Origin of the sequence: Priestia sp. SIMBA_032, assembly GCF_046535215.1 — a bacterium.
GTDB lineage: Bacteria > Bacillota > Bacilli > Bacillales > Bacillaceae_H > Priestia > Priestia aryabhattai.
The window spans coordinates 1,062,643-1,080,301 of the sequence record NZ_JAWRXD010000001.1; the positions used below are offsets into that span (position 1 = coordinate 1,062,643).

Below are 17,659 nucleotides of genomic sequence, written 5' to 3' on the forward strand. Positions count from 1 at the left end.
GCTATTTAATTGCTTTATGAACTTTTAGTTTCTTTCCTTTAATCGTTTTGTTTTTCATTGCTTGTAACACTTTTGGACCTTTTCCATTCAAAATCTCTACATAAGAGACATTTTCTTGAATCGTAATAATTCCAATATCGTCTGCGGTTACTCCGTCTAACTTCGCAATTGTTCCCACAAAATCAACCGCTCTAATTTTCTTTTTCTTTCCTCCGTTAAAATACAGCTTCATAATGTCTTTATTTAATGACTCGCTTTTATCCTTTTTAACTTCTGGACGCTCATTGATTTTTTCAGTAAAAGCGGATGCTGCCTGCTGTACTTCTTCTTTAGAAGGAGGGGGAGATGTTGGAATTGAAAAACCGATATATTCTTCAATTTCCGATAGCATTCTCTCTTCATAAGGCGTTACAAATGTGATCGCTTTCCCGTTTTTACCGGCACGTCCCGTTCTTCCTGTACGATGAACGTAGCTTTCTTTTTCTAACGGAAGGTCGTAGTTAATAACGTGTGTGATATTATCAATATCAATGCCTCTCGCAGCTACATCTGTCGCCACTAAATAGCGAAATTTACCTTTCTTGAAATCATTCATAACCTCAAAACGGTCTTCTTGCACCATTGCCCCGTGAATTTTATCACAAGGATATCCAAGATCATCTAAATCGTCTAACAGCGTATTTACCTGCTCTTGCGTGCGGCAAAAAATGATGCAGCTGTCCGGATTTTCTACTGTAGTTACGTCTTTCAGCAGTTCAAATTTACGTTCATTTTCTACTGTTATAACAGAATGGTCAATCGTGCTTGTTGTTAATCCGTTCGCTTTAATTTCAACATCAACCGGCTTCTTCATATATTTGCGAGACAGCTCTTCAATATCTTCAGGAAGCGTAGCGGAGAAAAGCATCGTTACACGTTCACTAGGAAGATGTTGAATAATTGCTTCTACTTGGTCAATAAAACCCATATTTAGCATTTCATCTGCTTCATCAATAACCAAATAACGAATTTTCTCTAATGCAAGCGTTTCTTTTTCTATATGATCAAGCACTCGCCCAGGCGTACCTACAACAATATGTGTTTTTTGCTTTAATTCTACTTTTTGCTTGGCAAACGGTGATTTTCCGTAAACAGCTGCTGCTTTAATTCGCTTAAAACGGCCGATATTGGTAATATCTTCTTTTACCTGTGCAGCCAGCTCTCGTGTAGGTGTTAACACTAAGGCTTGGGGCTTATTTTCTTCCCAATTAACTAATTCACACAGTGGAATGCCAAAGGAAGCCGTTTTTCCACTTCCTGTTTGAGACTTCACGACAACATCTCTTTCTTCTAGCGCGATGGGAAGCACCTTGCTTTGTACTTCCGTAGGATGATTGTATTGCAGACTAGAAAGCGCCTTAGCTACCTTGTCACTAAGACCATATTGACTAAAACTTCTTTGATTCATTTTGTACCCTCATTTATTTTAAATTAGTGATTATCTTTATCATGACCTGATGCACTATGTTTCATTATACTTTAATTCTTCTATACGCGCTCAAGATTTAATATAGCATTGATTTGTCAAACAAAAGAGAAAAGCCGCTCTCTTATTAATAAGAAAACGGCTTTGGTATGAGCGATGAGGGATTCGAACCCCCGACCCCATCCCTGTCAAGGATGTATTCTCCCACTGAACTAATCGCTCGTGATATGTATTGACTATATTATAGAAAGAGTTATCCAATTTTGTCAACTATTTTTCCACAGTTCCCAAGTTGGAAGAACCGTCTTTACTTTTGATAAAATAAAAATATGCTATAAAGGAGCGTGACGGGATGAAAGCGCATGTTGAATTTTATTTTGATTTTCTCTGTCCACTATGTTTTCTAGCCACTAAGCCTTTAAGAGAAGTCAGTAAAGAACAAAAAGCTGAGATTGAATGGAAACCTTTTGAACTTTGTCCTGAGCCAGCTCAACAGATGGAGCAAGTAGAAGATTTTTTAGAGAGACCTTGGAATCGATAGCTCCCTTAGCACAGCAGCTACACGTAGAAATGAAGATGCCGGACATGCCTGCAGTCCCGCAGTCCCGCGCACTCATTTAGTGCGTGAAGGCTTTCATTTTGCTAAAAAACATGGTCAAGAAAGTGCTTATGTAGATGCTGTTTTTAAAGCTTATTGGGAAGATGAAAAAGACATTAGCCAGATTGAAGTCTTAGCAGAAATCGCTGATTCTTTGCATTTAGATAAAGAAATATTTACACGTATCTTAAAAGACCGGACGTTCGAACAAGTTCATAAAGATAGCTTAGTTCATGCGTATGAAGATGCTCATGTCACGAAAGTACCAACTTTAAAAATTGGCATCCGCATACTGCAACGGTTTGCTTCCAAAGAAACAGTCGAAAAAGCGCTGTTGCATGAACATTCTGCTAAGCTTGAAGACAGAGAGAAATGATTTACTAAGAGGTGCATTGGATGAATATTAATTATTATTTTAGTCGTTTTTTAGCTAAGAAACCGGATAGCCCAACGTATGAAAACTTAGCTGCTTTACAGAACAAGCACATGCTTCATGTTCCTTTTGAGAACTTAGACGTTTTGTCTCAAACCCCTATTATCATTGATTTAGAACGGATTTTTCAAAAAGTAATTGTAAATTTGCGCGGAGGATTTTGCTATGAATTAAACGGCCTATTTGGCTGGCTGTTAAAAGAAAGCGGATATGAAGTCTCTTACGTTTCAGCTACCGTCAAAAAACCCGACGGAACGTGGACAATTGAAGGGAGTCACGCTACAAACCTCGTGACGATTGAAAATCAGTCTTATATCGTGGACGTTGGATTTGGAGATTCTGTTCGCAAACCAATACCTCTAAGTGGCGAAGTAGTGAAAGATGTAAGCGGCTCTTATCGTATGACAAGCGTTGCTGAGCATATGTATGATCTGCAGCGATGGGAAGATGATGTATGGAAAACACTCTACCGTGTGTCTACGCTTCCTAAGAAACTGACTGACTTTACTCCTATGTGTGAGTTCAATCAAACGTCAGCTGATTCTCCGTTTGTACACAATCGTCTTGTTACTATCGCAACACCTACAGGGCGCATTACCCTCTCTGGTGAAACGCTAACTGTAACAGATGGCGGAAAAAAGACGAAAAGGAACGTTTCAGAAGAAGAAATACCTGATATTTTACAAAATCATTTTTATATTATTAAAGGATTTTATTAATATGTCCTTACACAAAAAAACCGGCCTCTTATGGGGCCGGTTTTTTTATAGGGGTAATCATCCTGTTTTCTACAGGAGACTTTAAAATAATTGAGGTATTCACATTTCCATAAGGAATCAGTTCATCCACGAGCATTCTAAGTCCATCCATTCCAGACACGGCTGCTTTGATAAAGTAAGAAACCGGCCCCGTTACGCGATGACATTCAAGCACGTCTTCATTTTGCTCAATAAAGTCTTCAAATTCCTCTGGCTTTCTTTTTAATTCGCTTACTTGAATAAACAGCTGTGTATCTCTTCCTAAAGCTTTCGGAGACACCGTAGCGCTGAAACGCTGGATCACTCCTCGTTCCTGAAGACGCTGCAGTCTTTCTGATACGCTTGGACGGCTAAGAGCCAGCTTTTTTGATAAATCACTAATCGTCATACGTCCGTCTCTTTGCAAAATAGACAATAGTTGTGCATCGATTTGATCCATCCAAACCTTTCCTTTCAAAATGAATATAATAAATAAAATCTTTATTCAAGTTGATAACAGAACAAGTATTATTTCCTTCATTTATACATGTGTTTTCTTTATTTAATATCCTATCATTAAAGTAGATAATTGAAAATGAAAATTCCGAAAAAACAAACAAAGGGGTTTATTTATGCAAAAAGTTTTATGGATTATTCTTGGATGTACGATTGCAAGTATTGGTGTTCTTATCTTGCGGCACTCTCACGTAGTGACGGGGGGAACAGCTGGTCTGTCTCTCAGCTTGTCATATGCCCTTCCCTTGTCTTTTGCGGTGATCTTTTTTCTCATTAATATTCCTTTTTATCTCTTTTCCTTCTTTCAAATGGGATGGAAATTTACCGCCACAACTATAGGATCAGTGTCTTTGCTATCGCTTCTCACTTCACTCGATCACTTGCTTCCTGCTTTTACACTTCCTAGCCTGATGGGTGCTGTTACCGGCGGACTAATTGCCGGCCTTGGCTTATCCCTTTTATTTATGAACGGAGCTTCTCTCGGCGGTGCTAATATTCTAGCATTATTCGCACAGCGAAAATTCGGCTGGGATCCTGGAAAAGTAAATTTTTCATTTGATTTTCTTGTCGTGCTGTCGAGCATGTATTCAATTGGACTTTCAAAAGGAATTTTCTCTGTTATATCCATTGCGATTACAGGTTTTGTCATCAGCTACTTCAAGCAAAAAATTGCTTTACACAATCAACCGACATCCGCTTCTGCCACACAGCCTTTAGATAATGCGCTTTCTAAATAAAAACCACGATTTAGCAGTGGCTAAATCGTGGTTTTTATTTACATTTTTTCTACTTTTATAAAATCAAATTGGGCTTCATACCCTTCTCCTTGAGGACTACAAGCATAAATACCGACTTGAACAGGTTCTTTGGTTGAGTTCAATAAGTGAGCGAGTCGGAGCTGAGTCCAGGAATCTCCATCACTTGAATAACAAACGGTGTAATCATCGTTTTTGCGCTGAATTTTAAAATAAAGCGCTGATTTGTTTTGAGTAAAATTTTGGCTGGACCAATCTGAGAAGCCTTGGTTGGTTACGACTGCTCCTAATTGGTTAGGACCATCGGGATTGTATTCAACTGACGTTTTGATCCACGTATCTTTTGATACACGAATCATGAGCCCTGCTTGATCGTAGCGATTAACTGGATATGTATGCACCTTTGTCATGATTTCAAAGTCGCCTTCTACTTCACGGTAAAGAAAGTGTCCATTGTCCGCTTCAAAGCCATAATGAGTACGCTGCCAAAAATCCGTTTTAGCGTCTGTTTTAATCACTAATCGATTCGTTTCTGTATCAATTTGAAATTGAGCTGGTGGACAATACCAAGAAACGTCTGAATCTAATTTTCCTTCTGAAAAGTTTGTGAAAAATACTAGTTGATTACTCACTCTCTGTCATTCCCTTCTTAGAAGCTATTATTCTTCTATTTCTATTTTGCCATAATTTAACGAATAAATAAAATATTTTGATTATTTTTCTTATAAATTCTTTTCTTTCATAAAAAAATAAGACTCTTTTACATAGAGTAAAAGAGTCTTATTTTTAAATTAATGCATTTAGAATAAGTGCCCCTGCAAAAGCAATAAAGGATAGAAGCGTTTCCAGAACGGTCCATGTTTTGAACGTTTCTTTCACTGTTAATCCTAAATACTCTTTCACCATCCAGAAGCCAGCATCATTAACGTGAGAGAACATTAGTGAACCCGCACCCGTAACGATAACAAGCAGTTCTAAGTTAACACCGGACATATGCTCAATGATTGGTGAGACAATACCAGCGGCTGTTGTTAATGCCACTGTCGCTGAACCTGTAGCAATACGGATTAATCCAGCAATTAAAAATGCAAGTACAAGTGGTGATAGAGATAGATGTTCAGACATTTGACCAATCGTGGTACCTACTCCGCTATCGATTAATACTTGTTTGAAGCCGCCCCCTGCACCAATAATTAAGACAATAGATCCTACAGGAAGCAAACATTCTTCCGTTAGTTTTTTAATCACATCTTTTGTCATACCTTGACGTTTTCCAAGCAAGTAAAACGCTGCAAAACAAGCAATTAAAAGTGCAATTAATGGACTTCCTATTAATTCTACAAACTTCACTACGCCGCTTGGCAATCCGTTAATAACAGGTGCTATAGCTGCTAAGACCATTAATAGAACGGGCAGTAAAATGACGAAGAATGAAACGCCTGTACCAGGAAGATCTTTTGATGTTGTCGTAATACGAATTAAATCTGGCTCTCCTTCTGGAATCACTCGTTTGTGAACCCATTTTGCAAAAACTGGTCCAGCGATAACTGCAGCTGGAATTGAAATGATTAATGCATATAAAAGCACTTTCCCCGTATTTGCTCCGTAAATACTAATAGCTGCCATCGCTCCTGGATGAGGAGGAACGAGACCGTGAACAATTGATAATCCCGCAATAACCGGCAGAGCAATCAATAATATATTTTGTTTTGTTGTTTTATGAATGGAAATAACTAAAGGCAGTAGAATTAAAATTCCTACTTCGAAGAAAACAGGAATACCAATAATGAAACCTGCTACTAGCATCGCCCATGGCAGTCTTTTCACACCGAATATTCTTACGAAATAATCCGCTACCTGCATGCCGGCACCTGAATCGGCCATCAGCTTACCTAAAATTGTTCCCAGCGCTAAAATTCCTACTAAGTGGCCTAAAACACCGCCCACTCCCGTTTCGTAAGCGCCAACAATTTTATCCATTGATAACCCAGAAGCAATTGCCAAAAACAAACTCGCAACCGTTAAACTAATAAACGCATGCCATTTAAAAACTGAAACACCTACAATAACAATAACAATTGCGGCAACTGTAATAGCTAATAAGTATGCATCCATCTTGCTTTCCACCTTCCCTTTAAGTAAACGCTTTCTCTATGCAGCAAAAAAGCTCTACATCCTGTGAATTTTTTAAAAAATAAGTTTCAATTATCGAAATCGTTTACATTAGTTAATTTAGAAAACGATTTCATTTTTTTATTACTTAAATTATATGAAAAAAAAATTCTTAAATCAATAAAAAAACTCAAAAAAATTTTATCAATTTTCTTCCATACAGTTTTAACACATAAAAAAATCCAATCATGTTAATGATTGGATTCATCTTATTTATTTGGTGATGGTTGGATCAGCCGTTTGACTGTCGATAATCGGTTTTTCGCTTGTTTTTAACGTTATTTCTTCATATTCCCCCGGCGCTAATACACTTTTATCTCCTCTCATGAGATACGTGTAAGCGATGATAGAAATGAATAGACCAAACGTCCAGGCATTATCCCACAAAAAGCGCAGTCCAGGAATTAGTAAACCTAAAACGGGTATGGCTACGCCAATTACTAATGCATAAATACCGTTTTTATTAAAACCTGTTGAATAACTATAGCGACCGTTTACCTCGTATAGATCCTTTAATGCCATCTGTCTCCTTCTTACAAGCCAGTAGTCAGCAATGGCGATGCCGTCTATAGGACCAAGCAGCGCTCCATATGTGCCAAGCCAGCCGAAAATATAGTTCCCGAAATTAGACATGATGTACCATGGCTGAAGCAAAATAGCAAAGATACCGGTAACCAGGGCCCCCATGGCAAACGTTATTTTCTTTGGATTCAGATTCTCAATTGCACGGGCCGGCGCCACAATATTTGCTCCCACATTAATCGTTAAAGAAGAAAGGACGATAACGATTGTTCCTAAGAAAATAATAAACGGAGGGAATTTAGCTACTAACGCCACTGGATCCCAAATAGCTTCTCCGAATATAACGATTGTTGCCGAGGTAACAGCAATTCCAATAAATGAAAAAATACTCATCGTCAACGGCAAAGAGAAGGTTTGCGCAACCATTTGGGATTTCTGACTTCTAGCATATCGACAAAAATCCGGAATGTTCAAAGCGAGCGTCGCCCAAAATGCAATGACTCCGGTTAAAGCAGGGAAAAATACAGCTAGAAATTCTCCGGTGGATGTAAATTTAGAAGGCGTAGATAAAATGGGGCCCCACCCTCCTGAGTTTGTATAAGCCCATATAAAAAGAATAATAGCTGAAATACCAATAACCGGAGCAGCAATCGCTCCTAATACTTTAATTGCTTGCGGTCCTTTATATGCCACTCCTACATTTAAAAGCCAAAAGAGAGCAAATACAATGGCTGTATGACCAGCTAAACCATTCCAAGATGAAAACGAAGCGCTTAGCAGTGTATCAATTGCTTCCGTTCCAATCCATGTATTAATTCCAAACCACCCAGCAGCCACAATGGCCCTAGCCAGTGCTGGGATATGTGCTCCTTTATCTCCAAACCACAGGCGGGCAAATACTGGATAAGGAATGCCAAACTTGGTTCCAGCGTGAGAATTAAGCAAAATAGGAATAAGAACAATTACATTTCCTAAAAAGATTGTCCCAATTGCTTGCCACCAGTTCATTCCAAGCGTCATCATTCCGCTTGCCATTGTGTAAGCTGGAATACACAGACACATCCCAATCCAAAGCGTGGCAAAGTTAACTCCTTTCCAAGAATGTTCTTTCATCGTAGTAGGACGTAAATCTTCATTCCAAAGATCGCTGCCGCTCAGCTGATTGTGCGTCTCATCTGTGAGTGTCACAATTCCATCTTGCTCGATTTGTGTTTTCATCCATAAAACCCCTTTTCATAAAATAAGTTCATTTCAAAAAACAAATTTTATTTGAATTTTCTGAAATATAAAGGCGTTTGTGACGATTCCTTCTAGTATGTGATAAATACTAACGTTATCCCTTATTATATTTAATGCGAAACAGGGATACACTGGACAAATTGTAACATTATTTGAGGGAACTTTTATATATTGTGTAGTGTTAACTCTTTTGGTTGTTAGATAACCTAACACACAAAAAGATCATCGCCTGAAAGCTTCAAGCGATGATCTTTGAACTTAATGTACGTATTTTTTTTGAAAAGCCGTAATGCTTTCGTATTCTTCTTTAAATAAGCGAGCCAAACGAATATAGATAGCCGTTAACTCTTTATATACTTCACTGTTTTCTTTGATTGGATAATGATGATTAGTCGCTCCAACCATATCGGAAACAACGTTTAATGAGTCGACTTCGCCAAGGCTATATAAGCCAAGGATAACTGCTCCTAAACATGAACTTTCAAAACTTTCCGGCACGGATACTTCCTGGTTAAAGATATCTGCCATCATTTGACGCCAAAGTGCAGAACGTGCAAATCCGCCTGTTGCCTGAATTTTTGTAGGCTCTCCAATTAACTCTTCTAGTGCCAATAACACCGTATATAAGTTAAAAATAACGCCTTCTAGTACGGCACGAATCATATGTTCTTTTTTATGATGCAAACCTAGGCCAAAAAATGAGCCTTTAGCATTTGCATCCCAAAGCGGCGCACGCTCTCCTGAAAGGTATGGATGAAACAATAAGCCGTCTGCTCCCGGTTTCACTAAAGCCGCAATATCCGTTAATACTTCATACGGATCTTTTCCAAGACGTTTAGCTGTTTCCACTTCCGACGCTCCAAACTGATCGCGAGCCCATCTGAAAATCATGCCTCCGTTATTTACAGGTCCGCCAATTACCCAGTGGTCTTCTGTCAACGCATAACAGAAAATACGACCTTTAGGATCCACTACTGGCTTGTCAGTGACTGCTCGAATCGCTCCGCTTGTCCCGATTGTCACCGCAACAACGCCTGGTTCAATTGCATTTACGCCTAAGTTTGATAATACACCGTCACTTGCACCTACAATAAAGGGCGTATCCGGAAGTAAATGCATCTCAACTGCAAGCTCTGGGTTTAACCCTTTTAACTGATGCATGGTTGAAACAGGAGTAGATAACTGATCGGTTGTAACACCTGCTACTTTTAGTGCTTCTTCATCCCACGCAAGATTTTTCAGATTAAACAAACCTGTTGCTGATGCAATCGAATAGTCGATCACATATTCGTTAAACAACTTAAAGAATACATATTCTTTAATTGAAATAAACTTATGTGTTCCCTTCACTAATTCAGGCTGTTCATTAGAAAGCCATGTTAGCTTGGAAAGCGGCGACATAGGATGAATAGGCGTGCCCGTACGTAAATAAATCTCATGGCCATTGTATTCATTTTTAATTTTTTCCGTCCATTCTGCACTTCTATTATCTGCCCACGTAATACATTTTGTCAGCGGCTTTCCCTGCTGATCAACGGCAATAACACTGTGCATAGCTGAGCTGAATGAAACGCATAAAATATCCTCAGGTTTTACATCGCTTGTTTTTACAACCGTTTGAATGGTACGTACAACTGCTTGAAAAATTTCTTCAGGATCTTGCTCAGCCATCGCGGGCGTAGGCGAGTATAGTGGATACTCAATCCCATGGTTAGCAATAACTGTACCGTCTACTGAAAACAATACAGACTTTGTACTCGTTGTTCCGATATCTACACCTATTGCATATTTTTTGCTCATGCTGCTGTCCCCCTACTTTACTTATTTACAACACCGTGACCGCCGAATTCATTTCGAAGTGCTGCTACAACTTTTCCTGTAAATGTATCTTCCTCTAATGAACGATAGCGCATCATTAGCGATAAAGCAATAACAGGAGTTGCCGTTTGAAGATCAAGGGCAGTCTCTACCGTCCATTTCCCTTCACCAGAAGACTGCATGACTCCTTTAATACTATCTAGTTTAGGATCTTTTGAAAATGCATTTTCCGTTAGTTCCATTAACCAAGAGCGAACAACAGATCCGTTATTCCAAACGCGCGCTACGGCTTCATAGTCGAAATCAAACTGACTTTTTTCCAGAACTTCAAATCCTTCAGCAATGGATTGCATCATTCCATATTCTACACCATTATGAACCATTTTTAAAAAGTGACCGCTTCCGCTTTTACCTGCGTACATAAATCCATTTTCTACGCAAATATCATTAAAAATTGGTTCAATTGTACGGAATGCTTCTGCATCTCCGCCGATCATTGTACACGCTCCGTTTCTTGCGCCTTCCATTCCGCCGCTTGTCCCTACATCAAAGAAGTAAATACCTTTTTCCTGAAGATCGTTAGCACGTCGAACAGATTCTTTATAATTAGAGTTTCCTCCATCTATTACAATATCTCCTTCTGACAGAAGGTCTTTTAGTTCTGTAATAACATTTTCCGTTACTTCTCCAGCCGGAACCATAACCCATACAACTTTAGGTGAAGCCGGCAGTTCGTTGACTAACTCTTCAATAGTAAAGGCACCAGCTGCTCCTTCATTTGAAAGTCTTTCTACCGCTTCTTTATTCACATCATAAGCTACAACTTCATGATGGTTGTCCATTAAATTTAATGATAAATTATATCCCATTTTTCCTAAACCGATTAATCCAATTTTCATTTTACAAACTCCCTTTGAAAAAAAATTTCACATTACCTCCATTATACGAATTATTTTTCATTTTGCAATCGTTTACAAGAAAATTTTTTTCGTGCATATTTTTGTGCTATACTCTTTTTACTACTAAATTCGTGGAAAGGAACATCAGTTATGACGCAAAATTGCTTAGGGAAAATTCGTTCTCACTATGCTAGATTCAGTGAAAAAGAGAAAAAAATTGCAAATTATATTTTAGAACAGCCGGAACAAATTATTCACAGTACCATTAACGAAGTAGCAGACGATTTAAATGTAGCTGATGCAACGGTCTTTCGCTTTTGTAAACGCATTGGCTTCAAGGGCTATCAAGCGATGAAAATAGCGCTGGCTGCTGAAATTATGACGCCTATTCAGCAGATTCACGAGGAAATTGCTGAAACGGACAATGAAAAAACGATCGCTGAAAAAATCTTTCGCTCCAACGTGCGAACACTTGAGAATACATTACAAATACTAGAGGGCAATGCTATTGAAAAAGCCGTCAAACTTCTGATGAAGGCTGATAAAGTTCAATTTTATGGCACGGGAGGCTCTTCAGTTGTGGCTATGGATGCTTTTCATAAATTTGTGCGAACAGGAATTAAAACGTTTGCATTTATCGATTCTCACTTCCAGCTTATGTCCGCTTCTCAATTGACGAAACAAGACGTAGCGGTAGTGATTTCTCATTCTGGAACAAATAAAGACACGATGAACATTTTAAATACAGCAAAAGCGAACGGTGCCAAAACAATCGGAATCACGGGTTTTCCTAAATCTCCATTAAGTCAAAATGTGGATGTTTCTCTTTATACAAGCTCAGAAGAAACCGAATATCGATCTGAAGCTCTCGCCTCGAGAATTGGACAGCTAAGCCTCATTGATGCTTTGTATGTTAATGTAATGATTGCGAATAAAGACACCTCTAAACACTCGCTTGAAAAAGTACGCGATGCTATTGCTGAAACTAGAATTTAATGTTTCGCCCTTATATATTCTTCAACTACAACATCAAACAGAGCATAAAATATATGCTCTGTTTAGTGCGGTTCTTCACTTAAATTTTTTAGGTTTTCATTCTCATTTAACATTTTCTAAGTTGCTACATATGATAAAGCACAACTTTTAAAAAGTAGGTGAAGTGTGTATGGATATTATCTATCGCACTGCAAAACTAGATGATTATACAGAAGTAAATAAAATATTAGGGGAATCACTAGAACTCCACGCAAATGCGCTTCCTTCTATGTTTGATAACCAAATGGCCGTTTTATCTCCGGAACAATATCAAGCTACTCTTTATTATGCAACCATCGATATTCTTGTAGCTCAATATCGAAATCAAATTATTGGAGCGTCTGTTGTTGAATTAAAATATAACCCTCCCACCACATTAGCTCCTCTTTCCTACACAGCATACATCCAATATTTTGGTGTAAAAAAAGGCTTTCAAAATTACGGGGTAGGAAAAGGTCTTTTTTCTGCTACGAAACAGTGGGCTGTACAAAAAGGAGCAAGTGACCTCCAGCTTACCGTATGGGCATTTAACGAAAAAGCACGTGCTTTTTATGAAAGTCTTGGGCTGGAAAACTTAAGCTATCTTATGACTACTTCACTAAAGCCATAAATCGTTCCATTAACGGAGGCTAGGCACGTAGGAGATACGTGCCTAGCCTCCGTTATTCAAATAAAAGAATAAATCATTTTGACGCGTTAATTTACGCAGCTTATATACATACTAAAAGAAATTTATTACGTAGCCGGATTGCCTTCTTGCAGCTGTTCTTGTTCATCACGCTGACGGTGAGCCAAACGACTTGCCGCACTAGAAGCTACGCTCGCTACCAAATCATCTAAAAAGGTATTAACTCCTTTTTCTTTTTTACAGTCCAGCTTTTCAATAATGCCTACTTTTACTTTATCTAAATAGCCAAAGGTCGTAACAGCGATACTGCCATAGGTTAAAACGGCACCTAAAGCAATCGTTTCGTCAACGCCAAACAACCCTTCGTCTTGTTCTACAATACTTTGAAGAGGTTCTGATAATTTATTTTGCTCAGCTAACTTATCAAGTTCGATTCCAACTAGAAGGGCATGCTGAATTTCTCTCTTTTGCAGTACTCTCTCTACGCTTTCAGCGCATTCCTGAATGGTTAGAGCTGGATGATAAGGAAGCTGTAAATCATACACAATTTCAGCAATATCCAAAACTGTTACGCCACGCTCTTCCAGCAAATCAAATGTTGCCTTTGCTACTTCTTTGCTTGTTGGGATTTTTTTCGCTGTCATGTCTCTCTCTCCTTTTCAAGTTGTTGTCTCTCTTTATACTAAATTCGATGAGAGGCGCTAAAAACCTTTTTTGTTCACCCGCCTGAGTTCATAAACTCGTCACATATCTCTTTAGGCGCTCATTACATTTACTTGCTATAATGAAATTATCTAATCAGGAGGTTTGTCTACTGTGGAAGAAAAACAAAGTAAATTTAGCAGAGGCTTATTATTATTTTTCATTGGCGCAACAGCCCTTTTCTTTATCGTCTTAATCGTTCTGTTTCTCATGTCTACTTTTGGAAAAAGCGAAAAAGAAGCCGTAGCTCTTCTAGCAGGGAATCACTACGCTATCGTTAAAGAAGAGAATTCATATACTCTTTATGATCAAAAAGAAAACAAGCCTATTTTGAAAGATGTAAACGGCTATTTCGGTGCTCGCAATATCCGAAGTTATGTAAAAAATGACACAGAATTGGTTTCAATTGATGAAAAAGAAGAAGAATATACGAAAAAGCCGCTAGAAAAAGCCACTCAAGCAGAAAAAGATATGTTTAAAAAGATGAAGAAATTAGATTAAATTAGATTAACGAAAAGAGGCTTGGAAAAAGTAATGTAGCCGAAGTAAAAAACGAATCATTAATCAAACTGTTTGATTAATGATTCGTTTTTTTGTTAAAGTAGACGCAGATTTTATCTCTTTCGTTCCTTCTAGCAGTTGATTGGAGAGCAAGGCGAAGACTCCTGCGGAAACAGCGGAACAGGTGAGACCCCGCAGGAGCGCAAGCGACGAGGAGGCTCACGGGCGCCCGCGGAAAGCGGAGTCTTGCACGGAAACCAACTGCGGTCGAGCAAGCTGTCCAGATTCTATATCCAGATTGTTCGTGTTTGGATGAAATTCATTTCGTTATGTCCCAGCCTCTTTTTTAGCAACGTATGCCTCTTTCTCGTCATTCGCTAAAAAATTCGTTACAATAAAATAAAGAACGGTTGTTAGAAAATGTGTTACAATAAAGGTAACGCTTTCATTCAAATGCATAGGAGTCGATTATTCATGTCAGAAAGTAAGCGGAAGTTAGAAGAAATTTCTTTTTATAGTGACGCACTGCAAGAAAATGTCACGTTACTAGTCTATTTGCCGTCAAACTATTCTACGCTCTATAAGTATTCTCTACTTATCGCCCAAGACGGAAAAGATTATGTTATGTACGGACGTACACCCCGTTTAATCGATGATTTAATGAACGAGTCAGAAATCGATCGTACTATTTTTGTTGGAATTCCATATAAAAGCGTAGAAGACAGACGTGATAAGTATCATCCAGAAGGAAAGCAAGTAGATGCTTATATTCGCTTTTTAGCACATGAGCTTGTGCCATTTTTGGATAAAACATATCCTACATATCAAATGGGAAAATCGCGTGTTCTAATTGGTGATTCGCTTGCTGCTACAGTTTCACTGCTGACGGCCATTGCGTATCCACACACGTTCGGGAAAGTAATTATGCATTCTCCTTTCGTGAACGATGCCGTATTACAAACGGTCAACTCATTTGCTTCTCCTTCACTTCTTGATTTGTATCATGTTATTGGAACGGAAGAAACGGATGTCAAAACCACACAAGATGGTATATTGAACTTTATTGAGCCTAACCGCCTGTTGCATGAACAAATGAAGCAGCGTGGATATTCCGTTTTCTACGAAGAATTTAATGGAAATCATACGTGGAAATACTGGCAAAAAGACGTAAAGCGTTCGCTTCAATACATGTTGAAGTAGAAAGATATCATATTTTTTGAAAATTTGTTATAATAAGCTCGCTTTATACATATTTTATGATCTTACTTTGGAGGGATTTTTTATGAAATTTGGCGTTGTACTTTTTCCATCTAAAAAATTGCAAGATGTAGCGAATTCTTATCGAAAACGCTATGATTCTCACTATTCATTAATTCCGCCTCATCTTACATTAAAAGAAGTCTTTGAAGCTACAGAAGACCAAATTGATGAAATTGCGGCTAACTTGCGTAAAATTGCCGAAGAAACAAATCCATTTACATTAAATGTAACGAAAGTAAGCTCATTTTCACCAGCCAATAACGTTATTTACTTAAAAGTGGAACAAAAGCCAGAACTGACGTCACTTTACAATAAACTTCATGAAGGCAATCTCGAACAGCCAACCGAGTATTCATTTATTCCACATATCACAATTGGCCAACGACTTTCAGATGATGAGCACTTAGATGTGTATAGCCAGTTGAAACTTGTAGATGTCGCTCATGAAGAAACAGTGGATCGCTTTCATTTAATGTACCAGCTTGAAAATGAAACGTGGACTGTGTTTGAAACATTTCGTCTTGGAAAGGGATAAGATACGTGAACATCAAAGTACTAACGAACAAACAAGACCCTTCTGATGCTTACTTCGTACGTCAAAAAGTATTTATAGAAGAACAGCAGGTTGATGTGGAGCAAGAAATCGATGAATACGATTCTGAAGCCCTGCATTTAGTTGTATACAAAGGAACTGCACCAATTGGTGCAGGACGCTTCCGTATGGTAGAGGACTATGGAAAAGCCGAACGAATCTGCGTTCTTTCTTCTTATCGAAAAGACGGTGTAGGAAAGCTTTTGATGGATAAGTTAGAAGAGCTCGCAGCGGAGCATGAGATTGAAAAGATTAAGCTGCATGCTCAAACGCATGCGGAAGGATTTTATAAAAAGCTAGGCTACGTAACGGTTTCGGGTGAGTTTATGGATGCTGGAATTCCACATGTAGAGATGGTAAAGAAACTAAGTAAAAAACACTAGGAATTGAACCTGGTGTTTTTGCTTTTTTAAAGGATAAGAACCTTTGCTTTGCTTATACTAATACCTAATCATGTGAATTAGGTGAAAATATGGATGAACTTATCGGAATTGCACTAGAACTTTTTATCGGATTTATCTGCTTGTTTATTTTAACTAAATTTTTAGGCAGAGCGACAATCACTCAGCTTACCACTTTTGATTTTATCTCTGCTCTTGTATTAGGAGAGTTAGTAGGAAATGCGTTATATGACTCAGAAGTAGGAATAGGCAAAATTTTATTTGCTGTTATCTTTTGGGGAGCGCTTATTTATGTCACCGAAGTTATTACTCAAAAAAATATTCGCCTGCGCTTGTTTTTAGAAGGACGGCCATCTATTATTATTCGAAAAGGGAAAATTTCGTACAAAGAACTTAGTAAAAATCGATTAGATATCGATCAGCTTCTTCATATGCTTCGTTCAAAAGACATATTTTCCATTCGTGAAGTTGAATATGCGATTTTAGAAACAGATGGATCACTAAGCGTATTGCCAAAATCTGATTATGCTAAGCCAACAAGAAGTGATCTGCAGCTGCCTCCTTCTGAACCTGTTTTATCTATCGCCTTCGTCAGTGATGGACGTTTGCTTTTGAAAAACTTGATTCAGTCAGGCTTTGATGAAGACTGGCTAAAGACACAGTTGAAAAAACAGGGATTTACCGATTATAAACAGGTGCTTTATGCTGAATGGCAGCAGGGCAGTACACTTTTTATTGAATCTTACTAAGGTGTTTTTTACTTATTCATTACTTTGTGAAAAAATCGTGAGCGCATTCAGTCTGTTGCGTTCACGATTTTTTCTATTATACCCGTGTATTAATCACTAGGCCCTTATTTGTTAGCTTGCTGTATACACGCTCCGCTGCTTGAAGCTTTCTCCGCTTTTGTAATGAATTTGGCGTCAATTCCAATGAGTGAGAACGCGATTCAAACTCTTCGTCAAAGCTTTTTTTCTCGATGGGCCAAATACGATTTGAAAAAGAATCATTATTTTTTTGAAGGCGATTTGCATATTGAATAGACTGATAAGGTGTGACAGGCAGTATATATCCCATATGAACCCTCCTCTTTTTCAAGATACCTCCTACTCCCAGACCTCAGTATTTTTCTCAAGAAGTATCAACATTGAAACAGCTCACTTAAACCCTCTTCTAGACTCGTTCAGAACAGATAGCACTTTGTATCTATATCGCCTTTTTTTGAACATATGTGACCTCTTACTCAATATATACCCTTTTTTACATCCTATCCCTCCAAAAATATCCGTGCTCTTTTTAAAAAAAGATGATTTTGATATGATAGACTTTGATTATGGAATAAAAACTGTGCGTATATACACATCTATATCGATGTAGAACGAGAGC

20 protein-coding genes, 1 tRNA gene and 1 pseudogene are annotated in these 17,659 nt (G+C 38.2%); 12 read left to right on the forward strand and 10 right to left on the reverse strand.

Features of this window, described 5'->3' with window-relative positions:
• Position 1: 1 nt before the first annotated feature.
• Together SB717_RS05270 and SB717_RS05275 are read right to left on the reverse strand one after the other, a co-directional pair.
• A complete protein-coding gene (locus tag SB717_RS05270; protein ID WP_074679193.1) occupies positions 2–1,447 on the reverse strand; it encodes a DEAD/DEAH box helicase in 1,446 nt (481 codons plus the stop codon).
• A 168-nt stretch (positions 1,448–1,615) separates the two neighbouring features.
• A tRNA-Val gene (locus SB717_RS05275) sits at positions 1,616–1,687 on the reverse strand.
• Positions 1,688–1,817: 130 nt separating this feature from the next.
• On the opposite strand from SB717_RS05275, the gene SB717_RS05280 reads away from it, so the two are divergent.
• From SB717_RS05280 to SB717_RS05290, 3 genes are all read left to right on the forward strand, one after another.
• Positions 1,818–2,006 carry a DsbA family protein gene (locus tag SB717_RS05280; protein ID WP_410903390.1) on the forward strand — a complete coding sequence of 63 codons (189 nt, stop codon included), beginning with the start codon at positions 1,818–1,820 and terminating at the stop codon, positions 2,004–2,006.
• 79 nt (positions 2,007–2,085) lie between these two features.
• Positions 2,086–2,439: a DsbA family oxidoreductase gene (locus SB717_RS05285; RefSeq protein ID WP_410903391.1), complete on the forward strand. Its 354-nt coding sequence runs from the start codon at positions 2,086–2,088 to the stop codon at positions 2,437–2,439.
• Between the two features lie 20 nt (positions 2,440–2,459).
• Positions 2,460–3,215: an arylamine N-acetyltransferase family protein gene (locus tag SB717_RS05290; RefSeq protein ID WP_098620770.1), complete on the forward strand. Its 756-nt coding sequence runs from the start codon at positions 2,460–2,462 to the stop codon at positions 3,213–3,215.
• Positions 3,216–3,243: 28 nt separating this feature from the next.
• Here SB717_RS05290 and SB717_RS05295 read toward each other — a convergent pair whose 3' ends face one another.
• Positions 3,244–3,693, reverse strand: a complete 450-nt coding sequence (locus SB717_RS05295) for an Lrp/AsnC family transcriptional regulator (RefSeq protein WP_182006625.1) — start codon at positions 3,691–3,693, stop codon at positions 3,244–3,246.
• Between the two features lie 172 nt (positions 3,694–3,865).
• Here SB717_RS05295 and SB717_RS05300 point away from each other — a divergent pair, with 172 nt between their 5' ends.
• Complete coding sequence (locus tag SB717_RS05300; RefSeq protein ID WP_410903392.1) at positions 3,866–4,486, forward strand: YitT family protein; 621 nt, start codon at positions 3,866–3,868, stop codon at positions 4,484–4,486.
• 38 nt (positions 4,487–4,524) lie between these two features.
• On the opposite strand, the gene SB717_RS05305 is transcribed toward SB717_RS05300, so the two are convergent.
• The 5 genes from SB717_RS05305 to gnd form a co-directional block, all read right to left on the reverse strand.
• On the reverse strand, positions 4,525–5,136 hold the full coding sequence (locus SB717_RS05305) for a DUF1349 domain-containing protein (RefSeq protein ID WP_028407502.1): 612 nt from the start codon (positions 5,134–5,136) through the stop codon (positions 4,525–4,527).
• 154 nt (positions 5,137–5,290) lie between these two features.
• Positions 5,291–6,619: a GntT/GntP/DsdX family permease gene (locus SB717_RS05310; RefSeq protein ID WP_013081793.1), complete on the reverse strand. Its 1,329-nt coding sequence runs from the start codon at positions 6,617–6,619 to the stop codon at positions 5,291–5,293.
• Positions 6,620–6,889: 270 nt separating this feature from the next.
• The gene (locus SB717_RS05315) at positions 6,890–8,416 is read right to left on the reverse strand and encodes an NCS1 family nucleobase:cation symporter-1 (RefSeq protein WP_028412331.1); all 1,527 of its coding nucleotides are present in this window, start codon (positions 8,414–8,416) and stop codon (positions 6,890–6,892) included.
• A 279-nt stretch (positions 8,417–8,695) separates the two neighbouring features.
• Positions 8,696–10,237, reverse strand: coding sequence for a gluconokinase (gene gntK / locus SB717_RS05320; protein ID WP_074679201.1), 1,542 nt, complete (start codon positions 10,235–10,237; stop codon positions 8,696–8,698).
• A 17-nt stretch (positions 10,238–10,254) separates the two neighbouring features.
• Positions 10,255–11,154, reverse strand: a complete 900-nt coding sequence (gene gnd / locus SB717_RS05325) for a phosphogluconate dehydrogenase (NAD(+)-dependent, decarboxylating) (RefSeq protein WP_074679203.1) — start codon at positions 11,152–11,154, stop codon at positions 10,255–10,257.
• A 150-nt stretch (positions 11,155–11,304) separates the two neighbouring features.
• On the opposite strand from gnd, the gene SB717_RS05330 reads away from it, so the two are divergent.
• The gene (locus tag SB717_RS05330) at positions 11,305–12,150 is read left to right on the forward strand and encodes a MurR/RpiR family transcriptional regulator (RefSeq protein WP_014461544.1); all 846 of its coding nucleotides are present in this window, start codon (positions 11,305–11,307) and stop codon (positions 12,148–12,150) included.
• A 169-nt stretch (positions 12,151–12,319) separates the two neighbouring features.
• Positions 12,320–12,799 carry a GNAT family N-acetyltransferase gene (locus SB717_RS05335; protein WP_410903393.1) on the forward strand — a complete coding sequence of 160 codons (480 nt, stop codon included), beginning with the start codon at positions 12,320–12,322 and terminating at the stop codon, positions 12,797–12,799.
• Positions 12,800–12,924: 125 nt separating this feature from the next.
• Here the strand turns inward: SB717_RS05335 and SB717_RS05340 are convergent, their stop codons facing one another.
• On the reverse strand, positions 12,925–13,461 hold the full coding sequence (locus SB717_RS05340; protein WP_013055458.1) for a phosphatidylglycerophosphatase A family protein: 537 nt from the start codon (positions 13,459–13,461) through the stop codon (positions 12,925–12,927).
• Positions 13,462–13,633: 172 nt separating this feature from the next.
• On the opposite strand from SB717_RS05340, the gene SB717_RS05345 reads away from it, so the two are divergent.
• From SB717_RS05345 to SB717_RS05370, 6 genes and pseudogenes are all read left to right on the forward strand, one after another.
• Positions 13,634–14,020 (forward strand): hypothetical protein, encoded by a 387-nt coding sequence (locus tag SB717_RS05345; RefSeq protein ID WP_033578065.1) that lies wholly within the window; start codon positions 13,634–13,636, stop codon positions 14,018–14,020.
• 138 nt (positions 14,021–14,158) lie between these two features.
• A pseudogene (locus SB717_RS05350) lies at positions 14,159–14,370 on the forward strand (hypothetical protein).
• Positions 14,371–14,494: 124 nt separating this feature from the next.
• Entirely contained in the window at positions 14,495–15,220 is a 726-nt protein-coding gene (locus tag SB717_RS05355) for an alpha/beta hydrolase (protein ID WP_221779060.1), read from the forward strand.
• Between the two features lie 82 nt (positions 15,221–15,302).
• On the forward strand, positions 15,303–15,815 hold the full coding sequence (locus SB717_RS05360) for a YjcG family protein (RefSeq protein WP_013055455.1): 513 nt from the start codon (positions 15,303–15,305) through the stop codon (positions 15,813–15,815).
• Between the two features lie 5 nt (positions 15,816–15,820).
• A complete protein-coding gene (locus SB717_RS05365) occupies positions 15,821–16,255 on the forward strand; it encodes a GNAT family N-acetyltransferase (RefSeq protein ID WP_074679207.1) in 435 nt (144 codons plus the stop codon).
• A gap of 89 nt (positions 16,256–16,344) precedes the next feature.
• Entirely contained in the window at positions 16,345–17,022 is a 678-nt protein-coding gene (locus tag SB717_RS05370) for a DUF421 domain-containing protein (RefSeq protein WP_013081784.1), read from the forward strand.
• Between the two features lie 76 nt (positions 17,023–17,098).
• On the opposite strand, the gene SB717_RS05375 is transcribed toward SB717_RS05370, so the two are convergent.
• Positions 17,099–17,350, reverse strand: a complete 252-nt coding sequence (locus tag SB717_RS05375) for a hypothetical protein (RefSeq protein WP_098620776.1) — start codon at positions 17,348–17,350, stop codon at positions 17,099–17,101.
• Positions 17,351–17,659: the final 309 nt, after the last annotated feature.